This is a genomic window from Helicobacter sp. MIT 03-1616, from assembly GCF_000765685.2.
In the GTDB taxonomy this organism is placed as follows: Bacteria; Campylobacterota; Campylobacteria; order Campylobacterales; family Helicobacteraceae; genus Helicobacter_C; species Helicobacter_C typhlonius.
In genome coordinates, this window is sequence record NZ_JROY02000007.1 from 48,849 (window position 1) to 62,207 (window position 13,359).

Below are 13,359 nucleotides of genomic sequence, written 5' to 3' on the forward strand. Positions count from 1 at the left end.
CAATTTCCTACCACCATATTAGATTTTTTAGTTTTGGGTATTTGGCTAAGTCTAACGAATCTAAGTTAAGAATCTCGCCATTATCAAACTCGCAAGATTCTATGCCCTTAGAATCTAAAAACAATCTTTTGATTTTCCACCCCATTAGATTTGCCATAGAGTGAAAAATATCAAAATCTTGCCTATACTCTGTGTGCATATCTAGGCACACACTCTCACCTTTATTAAGCCTATCAATGAGTTTGCGGGATTTGCGGTAGTCTAGTATCGCCTTAGCTTTAGCATAGTCTTTGCCTTTGTAGATTTCATTGTCATATTGAGGCGAAGCCGAAATGTCTCTTTTATTGCCTTGTTGAGATACTTCAGCTAACGCTTCAGTATGACAAAGAGAGGATTTAGAATGACAAAAACTTAGCACATATTCGCAATTAGCTAATGCCTCCTCATAAGATTCTAACTCATAGTATCTAAAAGTAATGCTTGAAGGCTTTACTTGTTTATCATCTTTTAATTTTCCATTTTTCCATTCGCTACTAAAGGCTACTTTTTTAATGCGTGGGAGTATCACATTATAGAAATGCTCTCCTTGCTCTACTAGCACAAATTTACGATTTGCACCCTCACGATTAAGCTCTAAAACTGCGTGAGCGGTCGTGCCACTTCCACCGAAAAAATCTAAAATTACAGAATCTTCCTTACTTGCCAAATAAATAGAATCTTTTACGGTATGAATGGATTTTGGGTAGTCAAATTCGTTGTTTGGGAGTATATTATTCAAAATTTGCACTCCGTAATTATTTGCAGAATATTTACTATCAAACCAAGTTGTTTTAGGGTTGAATGTATCCTTACCCCTTTTTATATCCCAAACATTTCGTGTCTTTAGAAAAGTGGCAAATAATTCATTTTTAATACTTTCAATAGTTTGTTTTGCAAATCTCCATTTTCTTTCTATTCCTTGTGGGTCTATTGGATAAACTTCAACTATTCCATCGTCTCTAATGACATTTGCAGTTGGGTGAAAATCATCTTTGCATACCTCACCAAAACCAATGATTTGAGAATCTTTTACATAGATAGGATAAAAACAATTTTTTGCGGCAGTTCTTAAAGACTCTGCACCTGTAACATCTCTAAAGTTTCTTACATCTTTTTCATCTCTAGCTATCCCTTGAATAATATTTTTAATATTTGGATACATAAAATAAGCAAATTCGTTACTATAAGAAAAATTATCGCCTTGTGTGCCACTAGGATTATGCACCACACTTACGCAAGTTTTTTCATACTCATAAAAAATATTACTTAAAAGTAATCCTAAATTTTCTTGCTCATTTTCGTCAATCGCACAAGTAAGAATCCCTCTTTGACTTAAAAATTCCTTACCTAATCTTAAGCGATTTTCCATCATACTAAGCCAAGTAGAATCTTTAAAATTATTTTTATAAATAATTTCACTTGCAGGAGCATTATAAGGTGGGTCAATATAGATTAAATCCACTTTGCCTTGATATTTGGGCATTAGGGAATTCAAAGCTTGAAAATTATCCGCTTTGATCAGTTCGCCATTCAGCATAGATTCCAAATTTTCAAAACTGCTTAGAATCTTGTATTTTGTCTCTTTGGTAAAGTGCTTTGTATCAAGGGGGAGATAGCGGTATTTGTCATTACTCAATAAATCCTCTTTGTTAAAATCCTCATCAACGAGATTTAATTCTTGCCATTCTTTGATTTGGGATTTAAAGCCTTTGTCGTTTGTTATGGAATCCATAAGATTTGGATTAAGCTTATCAAGACTAAAAACATACTCCACTTTCTTTGCAAATTTTGGCTTTAGCCACACTGCCTTTAGCTCATTTTCAAAATCACCAATAAGCTTAATCACCTCATAAGCGATATTTTTAATGCGTTGCAAATGCGCGATAATCTCTGGATTCCATTCTTGAATCGCGCTTTCTTTATAAAGATAGCCAAACATCCACAAGTCAAACTGCTCTTTTAAAAAGGCAGTCGCATTTTTGTGGATAAAGAAGTCTATTTCAGCTTGTTTTTTGTAGCTTCTAAAGATTTTCTTTAACTCTTCTTCGTTAATTTTGATTTTAGAATCTTTAATAATTGGATTTTGCTTTAAATCTTTTAAGAACTCCTCGCTAAACTCATTAGAATTTTGTTTAAAGACATTGTTAAGCTCGGGGAAGAAGTCTTTTTGGTTACTCACTTTGATGAGGATTTGTGCTTTGCTTTCATCATTCGTTTCAACATTTACAAACTTAAAAATAATTTTGTTTTTATTATTGTCGGCATTTTGCTTGTATTCACTCGCATCAAAAAAGACTTCATAGGTTTGCTTCTCATCGCTTAAAGTAAGGCTTTGGTAGAGTGTGTCGGATTTCACATAATAGAGGTTTTGCGTTTTGTAAAAGAGGCTCGTATCTTTGGAGTTGCTATACACTTTGGCATAGATGTTTTTATAGGCGGGAGTATCGTTAAAAAATGGCGTGCCACTCTCATTCAAATAGCTATCAAAGAAAGTAAAAAGCTTGTTATAAATATCGTGGGATTGCGGTTCTCCCTCAATTTGTGAATCTAAGTAGGTTTTGATATGGGCAAAGTATTGCTCTTTGATTTTAAGCAGATTGCTAAAGCCGCTCTTGGCGGTGTTGCCTTGATGAAAGTCTTTGATTTTCACACCTAAGTAGCAATCCTCTAGCTTAGAATAAAACGCTTTTTTGTAATCCATACGCAACACTCCCTTATGCCTTTACTTTGCTGTATTTTAGCGATATTGGGCTTAATTTCTTATTGGATTGTTTTTTGAATTTGAGTGCAAGTTTTACGCAAAATAAGGAATAATCTTATACTCCATATCGTTTTCTTCCAAAAATTTTTTTACCCCATAATCCACATTTTCACAACTCGTTACAAACACTCGGCGAACACTTCTTTTAGCAAAAATCTTTTGATTTTGCTCTAAGTATGCGGTGCAATCGCCTAAAAAGATTCTCAAATGCTCCTGCTTCACTTGCGAACGCTCCCAATTCTTGCACTGAATCAAAAGTGCCTCTTTACCTTTATATGCAATGATGTCAATGCCTTTATCGCGCCGACCCTCCTTAAGTCCTTTAGGATATACCTTGTAACCCTGCTGTTTATAATGCCTAACAATTTGCAATTCGTATTTATCGCCTTTTTGCTTGTTTTTTCGTGCATTATTAAAATCTTTATGCCCTCTATTCTCTCTGTAAGCATAAATCGTGCGCTTTTTAGAAAAGAACACATAACGTAATAATTTAAACAATACACCCACAAATGTCTCCTTATTCCTCTAAATACTCAAATGCCACAAACACCATTAAGTAAGTTTCACCCTCTCCCATCTTCTAGCACTTTAGATTCTCCATCTGTGCCACTAATAAATTTTCAATAAAAAAACATTTTGTATTGTAACTTAATGTTTTAGTTCTTTTCAATATTTTTATTCAACCTTTAAATAACCCTTGAAATCCTTGCCTACAAGCTCTACAAGATTTTTAATAATTTTTTGTTGATATTTGTCATAATCCCTAATATTAGCACCCACATATCCAAACCATACTTGAGTTTTTTTACCTCTGTTATCCTTACAAATGATACTCACTGCAATTTTTTTTGTTACTATTGGGATAGTATATATATTTGTATTTGGCGTGGTTATGCTAGTATATTTACCTGATATATATGCCGTGCTTGTATTATATGTGGTGTAGCTCCCAGTGTATTGAGAAGAAGAAGTATCTAAAGAAAAAACAAGATAGCAGTTTGTTGATTTGGTTTCTAAATTAAATCCATTAATTTGAAAACCATATTCAACCATTGTTTCAGCCAGTGATAGTGCAAACTTTTTATCTGTGATGCTTGGCATTTCATCTGTGTAGATGGTAAGTGGTTCTTGCTTATTAAAGGTAATTTGAGGGTCTATTTGCGTTGAATAATAAGCTTTAGCAGAACAGCCATTAATAAATAGACCAGAGAGCAATATGCTTATGATAATCCAAAATCTTTTAGTGGAATCTAACATTTTTCTCTCCCATCTTCTAGCACTTTTGCTTCTCCATTAGATTCTATTTCCAACACGACATAAGGAAGCCCTTGCTTGTTTAGCTCACTCATAAAGAAGTCGGGGTCGTTTTGTTCCATATTCCACACACCACTGCCATTTTTAGAATCCACGCCTTGCGCCTCACCTCCCTGTGGCATATCTTTATTAAGCTCCAAACGCTCGGCATTGTAAGATTTCACATTAGAATCTAAAGAATGTGTATCTTGCTTAAGATTTGCAGGTTGCGCCGAAAAATCCGATTGAGATAAGGCTGTGCGCCTATCGATTGAGGATTTTTCAAGCTCCTGCGAAGATTGAGTAAGAGACACATTCTTGCTTGCCCCAACGCCCCATTTACCCTCGCATATTAGCTTCGCCCCAATCATCGCAGGCACACCTGTCGTATAGCTCACACCTTGCGCATTTACCTCCGCATAGCATTTCTCGTGCTCACATACATTATAGATATAAATCGTGCGCTCCTTGCCCTCTTTCACGCCCTTAATGTAGCAGCCGATATTTGTCTTGCCCTTTGTGCGTGAAGCTAGACTTGCAGGGTCGGGCAAAAGCGTCTTTAACACTTCTATTGGCACGATTTTTTGCCCCTTATGTTCCACGCAATCCACGCGCAAAAGCCCGACATTCTCCAAGCACTTCATATGCGTGAGGTAACTCTCGCCAAAAGTCATAAAAAAGCGGATTCTTTTTAAACCTTTAATGTTGCGCACAAGCGATTCTAGCTCCTCGTGATAAAGCAAATAGCTGTTTTTCACGCCCACTTCGGGATAATCCCACTCTTTCATTAGCGCAAGGGGTGGAATATCGCGCCACTCACCATTAAAATATGGCTCATTTTTCAAATCCTGCGTGTTAGATTCCAATTTAAAATGCTTCTCTTTAGCCTCAAATTTGCGATAAATGCTATCGTGCGAGAGGTCAAAATTATGCGCATATTGACTTTTTGAATCTTTTACCCAAAACCTCGCCTTAGAGCTGACTTCACGCAAGTTTATCTCGGGATTAAAATTTGTCGCAAAGGCGTATCCGTGGTCTCCTGCGTTGCAATCCAAAATATCAATGCTTTCTATTGTATCAAAATAATGCTTCTGCGCATACGCACAAAAGACATTTGTAACGCCCGGGTCAAAGCCACTGCCAAGCAGTGCGTAAATCCCCGCTTCTTTGTAGTGCGTGTCATACGCCCACTGCTCTTTATACTCAAAATGTGCAGAATCGGGGTGTTCATAGTTTGCAGTGTCTAAATAATGCGTCTTTGTGCGCAAACACGCCTCCATAATGCTCAAGTCCTGATAGGGAAGCGCGACATTCACCACGACTTTTGGGCGGTATTTATTAATCAAAGCCACAAGGGATTCCACATTATCTGCATCAACTTCATCAATCTCAATTTCGCCTAAACCCTTAGCGCGGATAGAATCCGCGATTGCCTTGCATTTACTCAATGTGCGTGAAGCCAAAATAATGCGTGAAAACACTTCGCGATTTTGCGCCATTTTGTGCGCGACAACACCGCCTACACCGCCTGCTCCGATTTGTAAAACAACTGCCATAATTAACTCCTAGATAACCCCACGCTCCTAGCCCAAGCGCGAAAGCTTCAAGCTAGATAGGTAGGCAAAATAAGCACCATTATAACATTTATCTTAAGATTTGTGGTATCGCTGATTGTCTTAAGCCACAAATGCTAAGCGCGTTTAGATTCTACAAAATGCATTCAAAAAGCCGAGTAGATAGAAACACAAATACACGCCACACACCCATTGGCTAGAGCTTGTCACATAGATTCTATAAATTTCGCAAAATTTATAGAATCTAAAGTCCCTCAAGCACTTTTTGGGCGTGTCCTTTGGCGCGGACATTATAAAAGCTTTGCGCTATAAGTCCATTTTCATCAATCACAAATGTGCTGCGAATAATGCCCTGCACCTCCTTGCCATACATCATTTTTGTGCCATACGCACCATAGGCACTTGCCACGCTTTTATCGCTATCGCTTAGGAGTAGAATCTTAAGATTTTGCTTACTGATAAAATTTTGGTGGCATTTGGGGCTATCAGGGCTTATGCCAACCACCACTGCACCCTTGGCACCAAACTCATCAAGCAACGCACTAAACTCTTGCGCCTCAATCGTGCAGCCGGGCGTATTGTCCTTAGGGTAGAAATACACAATCACCTTTTTACCCAGCAAATCGCATAAAGCTATTTCTGTCTCATCAGCACCTTTTAGCCTAAATTGTGGTGCTTTATCGCCTTTTTGTAGTTGCATTATCACTCCTTAAATTTATGATGAAATTGCGCTTAGATTCTAGCATTATGAAATCCATTTTAAGAATCTTAAGGGCGATTTTGGATTAAAATCAAATCCTTTACAAATGCGAGATTTTATAGAATCTGCCCTCGAGTCTTTTTCTCATCAGCATTGCTCTTAAAGTCGCGCACATAGCTTTTTATACGCTCCATAATATCCTCTGCAATCACGAGCCTTAGCCTCATCACGCTTAGGTTGAAGCCAGATTCTAAAAGTTTTACCTCATCTTTGCTCGTTACAAGTAAAGAAGTGGCATTGTATTTCTCTATCATTTGTGATAAAAATGCCTTATCAAAAGTTGAATGATCCCTCAATGTGATTTTACCCACGACAGAGGGCAAAAATTCATCAAGCCTTGCGGGATTGGCAATAGCTGTCAAAAGGAGCATTCTCTCGCTTGGATTTTCTATATGCACCTCACGCGTGTAGTCTATTCCCTCACGCACAAGTAAATCCGCCTCTTTGTAGGCACTAGGTAGCTCACGATACATACCGCTTGGCAGACAGAGCTTAAAATAGGGCTGCAAAAGTGGCACGAGCGCAATATTGAGCTTACTAAACTTAAAACGGAATCCATCGTCTAAAAACACCACTTTCGCACCCATTGCTATGGCTTTCTCTATGGCTTCGCGCCTATCTTTACTCACAATCACACTCGCGTTTTTAAGCTCCCGCGCTAAAAGATAGGGTTCATCGCCAGATTCTGTTTGTGAGGCGCGTATTTCGCCCCATTCACTCACTACGACAAGCCCCTTTGAATCGCGTTTATAGCCTCTTGAGACAATCGCCACCTTTTCAAAATGCCTCGCCACCTCGATGATAAAGGGCGTCTTGCCACTGCCACCTACGATGAGATTCCCAACGCTCACTATTGGCAAAGGGAAGTGATGAAATCGGGCAAATTTTCTTCTCGCATATGCCCCTATACCATAGAGCAAAGAAATGGGTAAAAGCAGTATCGCTAGGGTTTTTTGCCATATATTTGGCTGATAAAAATACACATCAATCCACCGCATTGTTTTTCCTTGTTTTAGATTCTATATTTGCGCTTTAGAATCTACTTCAAAATCGCCGCTAAAGATAAGAGGCATAGCGCGTTTAAAGGCATTGTTCCATACACGCGCACTTAAAGCTTCTACCATTTCTTTTTCAAAACCCTCTTCACAAAGTCTATTTTTCACGCGCTCTTGCGCCTCTTTGTCTCCTGCTGCCTCTAGCCCACCGCGACTCACAAATGCACGCAAAAAGCTATCTATGCGCTCATAGCTGTATCCTAAATCCCCCTCATCACTTTGGTTAGAGTAAAGGTCGGCACTTGGCTTCTTGCATATGATATGCTCTGGCACATTAAGGAAACGCGAGAGGGCAAAAACCTGCGTCTTGTAGAGATTCCCAATGGGATTTATGGCGGAGGCTAAATCGCCAAATATCGTGCCATAGCCTAGTAAAATCTCGCTTTTATTGCTCGTGCCAAGCACGAGGGCATTATCCGCACTCGCGCAATCATAAAGCAATGCCATACGCATTCGAGCGCAAAAATTTCCCATTCTTTGTTTTTGTGTGTTGTTAAGATTTATTGAATCTGCGCCTAAGTCCATACCCTCCTGCTTTGCAAAGTCTTTTTGAAAGGGTGCGAGGCGGCAGATTCTATATTCTATATCTAAATGTCGGGTGAGTAAAAGTGCATCGTCAAAATGTGTTTGGCTTGAGCTAAGAGAGGGCATAAGCAAGGCACGGACATTATCCTTACCCAAAGCTAAAACGCCCAAAGTCGCCACAAGAGCAGAATCTAATCCACCGCTTAAGCCTAAAACTGCTCTTTTGAAACCGCGTTTGTCAAACTCATCTTTCAAAAAATACGAGCACTTACGTACAAATTTATCCATTTTCACTCCTAAGTTATTGCCAAATCTCAATGTAAGAAAGGTTCATAGTGATGTTTTCTATCGTAGCGTTACAAATGTCGCACATTATAACACACTATAAAAATAAACAAAAAAAGCTTCATAAAATAAACAATATTTAAGGCTTTTTTGCATAGGATATTTGGTTTTATATTTCAAGGACAAAAAAGAAAGGAGAAAAGATGCAAGACACAAAAAGACGCGATTTTCTAGGAATGGCTCTAGGTGGTGTCGCTGCTGTGGGTGGTATCGCTTCGCTCTATGCAATGAAGCGTTCTTGGGACCCGCTGCCTAGCGTTGTTTCGGCTGGTTTTACAACATTTGATTTAAGTGCGTTGCAAGAAGGAGTGCTTCAAACGGTGGAATGGAGGGGGAAACCCGTGTATATCCTCAAAAAGTTACCTAATAGCAAGAAAATAGAGGGACGAGATTTTGAACTCAATGGTGCGCTTTATACGGTTGGGATTCAAATCTGCACACACTTGGGTTGTATCCCTAGCTTCAACCAAGCAAATCAAGAGTTTGCGTGTGCGTGCCACGGCGGACGATTTGACGCTTCTGGGGTAAATGAGGCTGGCACACCACCACCTCGTCCTATGGATATTCCACCATTTAAGATTGATGGGACAAAAATGGTGCTAGGCGAAGAGGGGCAAGAGTATAAAGCCCTACTTGAAGCAAACGCATAAGGAGGCGATATGGAAGTTAAAAAAGCTGGAGGCTTGGTGGATTGGCTCGACCAACGCCTTGCTGTTAAAAAATTAGTAGAAGTGTTGATGACAAAATATTGGATTCCAAAAAACATCAACTTCTTATGGGCTATGGGTGTTGTGCTACTCACATTGTTTTCGCTACTTGTAGTGTCTGGATTCTTTCTTTTGATGTATTATAAGCCTGATGTGAATCTTGCTTTTGATAGTGTCAATCATACGATTATGACAGAGGTGGCGTTTGGTTGGCTATGGCGACATATCCACGCAGTAGCTGCAAGTATGATATTCCTCATTATCTATATTCATATGTTCGTGGCTATTTATTATGGTTCTTTCAAAAAGGGACGCGAAATGGTGTGGATTGGTGGTATGCTTATTTTCGTGCTTTTCTCTGCCGAAGCGTTTAGTGGGTATATGTTGCCTTGGGGGCAAATGAGTTATTGGGCTGCTGCTGTGATTACAAATCTTTTTGGCGGTATTCCTGTAATTGGACCTGATGTAGTTGAATGGGTGCGTGGTAATTTTGTTGTAGCAGATTCTACATTGACAAGATTCTTTATGCTTCACGTGTGCTTGTTGCCCATCGTTATTCTTGGTGTTATCGGGCTACACTTCTATACATTGAGAATGCCTCATGTAAATAACGAAGATGGCGAACATATTGATTATGAAGCGGAAGCCAAAAAATATGAAGAAGGCAAGAAAAAAGAATCTAAGGTTATTCCTTTTTGGCCTGTATTCCTTTCAAAAGACATTTTTGTAGTGTGCTTGTTTATGATCGGTTTCTTCTATCTTGTATGCTTCCACTTTGATTTTGCAATGGATCCAATCAACTTTGAACCAGCAAACAATCTCAAAACTCCAGCACATATTTACCCTGAATGGTATTTCTTGTGGAGTTATGAAGTGTTAAGAGGCTTCTTCTTTAGCGCGGATTTGGGCTTAATAGCATTTGGTATCGCACAAGTAGCATTTTTGTTCTTGCCTTGGCTTGATAGAAGCTCTGTTGTTGCTCCAGCGCACAGACGCCCAGGTTATCTTTTGTGGTTTTGTCTTCTCATAGTGGATATGATAGTGCTTACTATCTTTGGTAAGCTCCCACCTGAAGGAGCAAACAACTTCATTGGTTTTGTAGCTTCTATTGGATTCTTATTCCTTGTGTTTGTTGCATTACCAGTAGTAACAATACTTGAACAAAAGAAAGGAGCGCACTAAAATGAAAGAGATAAAAATTTTAGCGATTATTGTAATCATTGTGGGTGTGCTGTATTGGGGTGTTGAGCCTCTCGCTCACAAAACTTTTCATCCAGAGGTAGCAAAGGCTGATTTTGCATTTAATGACTTGCAAGATATTGACTTAAGTAAGGGTGATGCGGCTCGAGGTAAAGAATATGTAGAAAAAAACTGCGTTGCTTGTCACACTGTTAATAGCGTAGGAATTGCTGGTGGAGAGATGACTATGTATTTCCGCGATAATAAGGAAGCTACTATCTTTACACCGGATTTGTCTGTTGCGGGTGCAATCTATGATGAGAAGTTTTTGGCTAATCTCATTCTTGATCCTGCAAATGCGCTCCACCTTACACATAAGTTCCCAAATGGCGATTTCCCAATGACGCAGTATTTTGGAATGACCGATGATACAAAACAAGAAGTATCAGACATCGTGGCTTATCTTAAGTCAATCGGCTCTATCTCGCTTAAAAAGCAAGTGCTAGAATCTCAAGAGTTTGCGGCTAAAAAAGAGGCGATTGAAAAGGCGGGACACTCTAGTGAGCAAACACAAAGCCAAATTGCAACGCTTGAAGAAAACCTCACAAACAAGGCTGTTTTCTTGAATGCTTGCTCTCGTTGCCATACGATGAAGTATGATAATGTGGCATCTCGCACTTCACCTGAAAGTCTTGATGCGTATCTTGGCTCTCCTGCGCCTGATTTGTCAATGATGATTCGTGCTAAGGGCAAACATTATTTGGAGCATTTCATCAACGACCCACAAAATGTATCGTTTAAATCCATACAAGATGCGATTATTCAAAAAGAGGGCTCACTTCCTGCAAATGATAAAAAGAGTCCTTGGCAAGATGATAGAGATTATAGCAATCTTGCTAAAGAGCTCGGCGTAATGCCGGTTGGACTTTCTATGCCACGTGTGGGGCTAACAGAAGAAGCACAAGAACGCGTTGTAGCTTATTTAGAATCTGTTGGCGATGCGAAAAAAGAGCAAAGAGAAAGTTTAGGTATTTATATAATGATTTTCTTTGGTGTGATGAGTATCCTCGCATACCTATGGAAAAAACGCATTTGGAGCGAAGTGCATTAATTGCCAAAGCACCTGCTTAATGGGTAGGTGCGCTTTTTGCGCGATAAAACGCGTTTGATAGCTCTGCTTTTTTCTCCCGGTGTGTAGAATATGTTATTTTACCACCATTCTCCCTCTGCATAGGAGGGACAAAACTCCATATAAAACAAAACATAAATATATCAAATAGAATCTGTATAGAATCCCCCAAAGCACATATTAGATTCTAAATAAAGTCAGCAGAATAAAATATATATTATTAGGCTAGGTGCTAACAATAAGCACAAAATACAAGCGTTTTATTTTCTTAAATTAAAAAGTAGAGTAGGGAGAATAGAGCATTTTGCGGCAGATTTAGACAAAAATGAATGCAAAAGCTCAAGCCTTATTCTTGCCTCAAGCCCTTTAGATTCTACATTTCGAGGCTAGGTATCAGTCTTGCCTCTACGCACTATGGATTCTATATCTTTATCGCTTTAGCCCATTGACCGTTTGGAGCATAGAATCTGCGGTTTGAATCGTCTTAGAATTCGCCTCATATGCCCTTTGTCCTGTGATAAGGTCTGTCATTTCCTCAACTAATTTTACATTGCTTAGCTCCAAAAAACCTTGTCGTAACTGCCCAAAACCATCAAGTCCGGGCACACCAGCCACTGGGTCGCCCGAAGCATTGGTATTGATAAATAGATTGTCACCCAAAGAATGTAACCCCGCAGGATTAATAAAAGTTACAATCTCAATCTGTCCTAACACATTGACTTCTGTTTGGTTGCCTTCAATCACGCTTACCGTGCCGTCTGTGCCGATATTGATTTGTGTAGCACCCTCTGGAATGGTAAGCTCTGGGATAAGGCGATAACCCTCTGCATTGACGACATTGCCATTATTATCGAGCTTGAAGCTCCCTGCGCGAGTATAAGCGATATTGCCATCAGGCAACTCAATTTGAAAGAATCCATTCCCCGTAATAGCAACATCAAGATTATTCTCGGTTTCTTTTGGGTGTCCTTGTGAAAACATTTTTTGTATCGCCACAGGACGCACCCCGATACCTACTTCAATACCTGTGGGCGAGATAGTTGTTTCACTCGTGCTTGTTCCAGCATATTGTAGCACTTGATAAAACAAATCCGCAAACTCTGCCCTTTGTTTCTTATAGCCTGTGGTATTGACATTTGCGATATTGTTTGAGGTATTATCAATATGGAGTTGCTGCCCTAGCATACCGGTAGTGGCAGTGTAAAGAGATCTCATCATAGCCTTATCCTTTGAGGTATAATCGCAGCCTGTGCGCTTTATGCACAAACCAAGCAAAAGTAATTCCATAAATGCGGCTTTTTAGATTCTATAAGCTCATTCAAGCTACAATGAGATTCACTTTATAACCTTAAGGCATACAATGCTCCTTACTATACTCTATATCATTGCTATCACAGCCGAGGGAATGACCGGTGCGCTCGCCGCAGGTAAGCACAAAATGGACCTTTTTGGTGTGATATTTATCGCACTTGTTACTGCCATTGGAGGGGGTTCTATCCGTGATATTTTATTGGAGCATTATCCGCTTACTTGGGTAGCACACCCCAGCTACATTGTGATTGTGTGTGTTGCGGCATTATTGACGACAAGAGTGCCTCGCGTGGTGGCACGAAGCGAGGGTGTATTTTTGACCCTTGATGCCATTGGGCTTGTTGTATTTAGTATTTTGGGCGCACAGGTGGCGATTGATAAGGGTTATGGATTCATTATCGCTGTGAGTGCAGCAGTCATCACGGGGGTATTTGGTGGTATTTTGCGTGATATTTTGTGTATGCGTATTCCGCTTGTGTTTCAAAAGGAGATTTACGCAGGTATCGCGCTCCTTGCCGGTGCGATTTATTACTCATTGCTTGAATATGCGCATTTAGACATTATGCTTGTAACGCTAATTACTCTAGTTATCGGTGTGGTTGCAAGGCTTCTAGCGATTTTTTATAAACTCTCCCTACCTGTTTTTACCTACGAAGAGGAAAAGAAAGAGTAGGTTTGTAT

The 13,359-nt window shown here is 39.5% G+C and carries 11 protein-coding genes and 1 pseudogene; 4 read left to right on the forward strand and 8 right to left on the reverse strand.

All coding sequences use genetic code 11. From position 1 onward, the window contains the following. Nucleotides 1-7: 7 nt before the first annotated feature. From LS67_RS06170 to LS67_RS06200, 7 genes and pseudogenes are all read right to left on the reverse strand, one after another. Nucleotides 8-2,740 carry a site-specific DNA-methyltransferase gene (locus tag LS67_RS06170; protein ID WP_034325865.1) on the reverse strand — a complete coding sequence of 911 codons (2,733 nt, stop codon included), beginning with the start codon at nt 2,738-2,740 and terminating at the stop codon, nt 8-10. A 93-nt stretch (nt 2,741-2,833) separates the two neighbouring features. Continuing rightward, complete coding sequence (locus LS67_RS06175; protein ID WP_034325866.1) at nt 2,834-3,307, reverse strand: restriction endonuclease; 474 nt, start codon at nt 3,305-3,307, stop codon at nt 2,834-2,836. Nucleotides 3,308-3,475: 168 nt separating this feature from the next. After that, entirely contained in the window at nt 3,476-4,057 is a 582-nt protein-coding gene (locus tag LS67_RS06180; RefSeq protein WP_011115937.1) for a hypothetical protein, read from the reverse strand. Nucleotides 4,058-4,422: 365 nt separating this feature from the next. Further along, a pseudogene (locus tag LS67_RS06185) lies at nt 4,423-5,649 on the reverse strand (saccharopine dehydrogenase family protein); the annotation flags it as partial. Nucleotides 5,650-5,911: 262 nt separating this feature from the next. Then, nucleotides 5,912-6,367: a thioredoxin-dependent thiol peroxidase gene (gene bcp, locus LS67_RS06190; RefSeq protein ID WP_034325868.1), complete on the reverse strand. Its 456-nt coding sequence runs from the start codon at nt 6,365-6,367 to the stop codon at nt 5,912-5,914. A 116-nt stretch (nt 6,368-6,483) separates the two neighbouring features. Continuing rightward, complete coding sequence (locus tag LS67_RS06195; protein ID WP_052082027.1) at nt 6,484-7,425, reverse strand: tetraacyldisaccharide 4'-kinase; 942 nt, start codon at nt 7,423-7,425, stop codon at nt 6,484-6,486. A gap of 21 nt (nt 7,426-7,446) precedes the next feature. Beyond that, nucleotides 7,447-8,295 carry an NAD+ synthase gene (locus tag LS67_RS06200; protein WP_034325869.1) on the reverse strand — a complete coding sequence of 283 codons (849 nt, stop codon included), beginning with the start codon at nt 8,293-8,295 and terminating at the stop codon, nt 7,447-7,449. Between the two features lie 200 nt (nt 8,296-8,495). Here LS67_RS06200 and petA point away from each other — a divergent pair, with 200 nt between their 5' ends. From petA to LS67_RS06215, 3 genes are read left to right on the forward strand one after another with little or no spacing between them, the layout of a single operon-like run. Next, nucleotides 8,496-9,002, forward strand: coding sequence for a ubiquinol-cytochrome c reductase iron-sulfur subunit (gene petA, locus LS67_RS06205; RefSeq protein ID WP_034325870.1), 507 nt, complete (start codon nt 8,496-8,498; stop codon nt 9,000-9,002). A 9-nt stretch (nt 9,003-9,011) separates the two neighbouring features. After that, nucleotides 9,012-10,241 (forward strand): cytochrome b, encoded by a 1,230-nt coding sequence (locus LS67_RS06210; RefSeq protein WP_058122006.1) that lies wholly within the window; start codon nt 9,012-9,014, stop codon nt 10,239-10,241. Nucleotide 10,242: 1 nt separating this feature from the next. After that, entirely contained in the window at nt 10,243-11,349 is a 1,107-nt protein-coding gene (locus tag LS67_RS06215; protein WP_034325871.1) for a c-type cytochrome, read from the forward strand. A gap of 447 nt (nt 11,350-11,796) precedes the next feature. Here LS67_RS06215 and flgG read toward each other — a convergent pair whose 3' ends face one another. Beyond that, nucleotides 11,797-12,585 (reverse strand): flagellar basal-body rod protein FlgG, encoded by a 789-nt coding sequence (gene flgG, locus LS67_RS06220; protein ID WP_034325896.1) that lies wholly within the window; start codon nt 12,583-12,585, stop codon nt 11,797-11,799. Between the two features lie 142 nt (nt 12,586-12,727). Between flgG and LS67_RS06225 the strand changes: the two genes are divergently transcribed. Continuing rightward, nucleotides 12,728-13,351 carry a trimeric intracellular cation channel family protein gene (locus tag LS67_RS06225; protein WP_034325872.1) on the forward strand — a complete coding sequence of 208 codons (624 nt, stop codon included), beginning with the start codon at nt 12,728-12,730 and terminating at the stop codon, nt 13,349-13,351. Nucleotides 13,352-13,359: the final 8 nt, after the last annotated feature.

Excerpts from the sequence above, each read along its gene's own strand:
- LS67_RS06170 (WP_034325865.1), bottom strand. The coding sequence starts at position 2,740 with ATGGATTACAAAAAAGCGTTTTATTCTAAGCTAGAGGATTGCTACTTA.
- LS67_RS06180 (WP_011115937.1), bottom strand. The coding sequence starts at position 4,057 with ATGTTAGATTCCACTAAAAGATTTTGGATTATCATAAGCATATTGCTC.
- bcp (WP_034325868.1), bottom strand. The coding sequence starts at position 6,367 with ATGCAACTACAAAAAGGCGATAAAGCACCACAATTTAGGCTAAAAGGT.
- LS67_RS06195 (WP_052082027.1), bottom strand. The coding sequence starts at position 7,425 with ATGCGGTGGATTGATGTGTATTTTTATCAGCCAAATATATGGCAAAAA.
- LS67_RS06200 (WP_034325869.1), bottom strand. The coding sequence starts at position 8,295 with ATGGATAAATTTGTACGTAAGTGCTCGTATTTTTTGAAAGATGAGTTT.
- petA (WP_034325870.1), top strand. The coding sequence starts at position 8,496 with ATGCAAGACACAAAAAGACGCGATTTTCTAGGAATGGCTCTAGGTGGT.
- LS67_RS06210 (WP_058122006.1), top strand. The coding sequence starts at position 9,012 with ATGGAAGTTAAAAAAGCTGGAGGCTTGGTGGATTGGCTCGACCAACGC.
- LS67_RS06215 (WP_034325871.1), top strand. The coding sequence starts at position 10,243 with ATGAAAGAGATAAAAATTTTAGCGATTATTGTAATCATTGTGGGTGTG.
- flgG (WP_034325896.1), bottom strand. The coding sequence starts at position 12,585 with ATGATGAGATCTCTTTACACTGCCACTACCGGTATGCTAGGGCAGCAA.
- LS67_RS06225 (WP_034325872.1), top strand. The coding sequence starts at position 12,728 with ATGCTCCTTACTATACTCTATATCATTGCTATCACAGCCGAGGGAATG.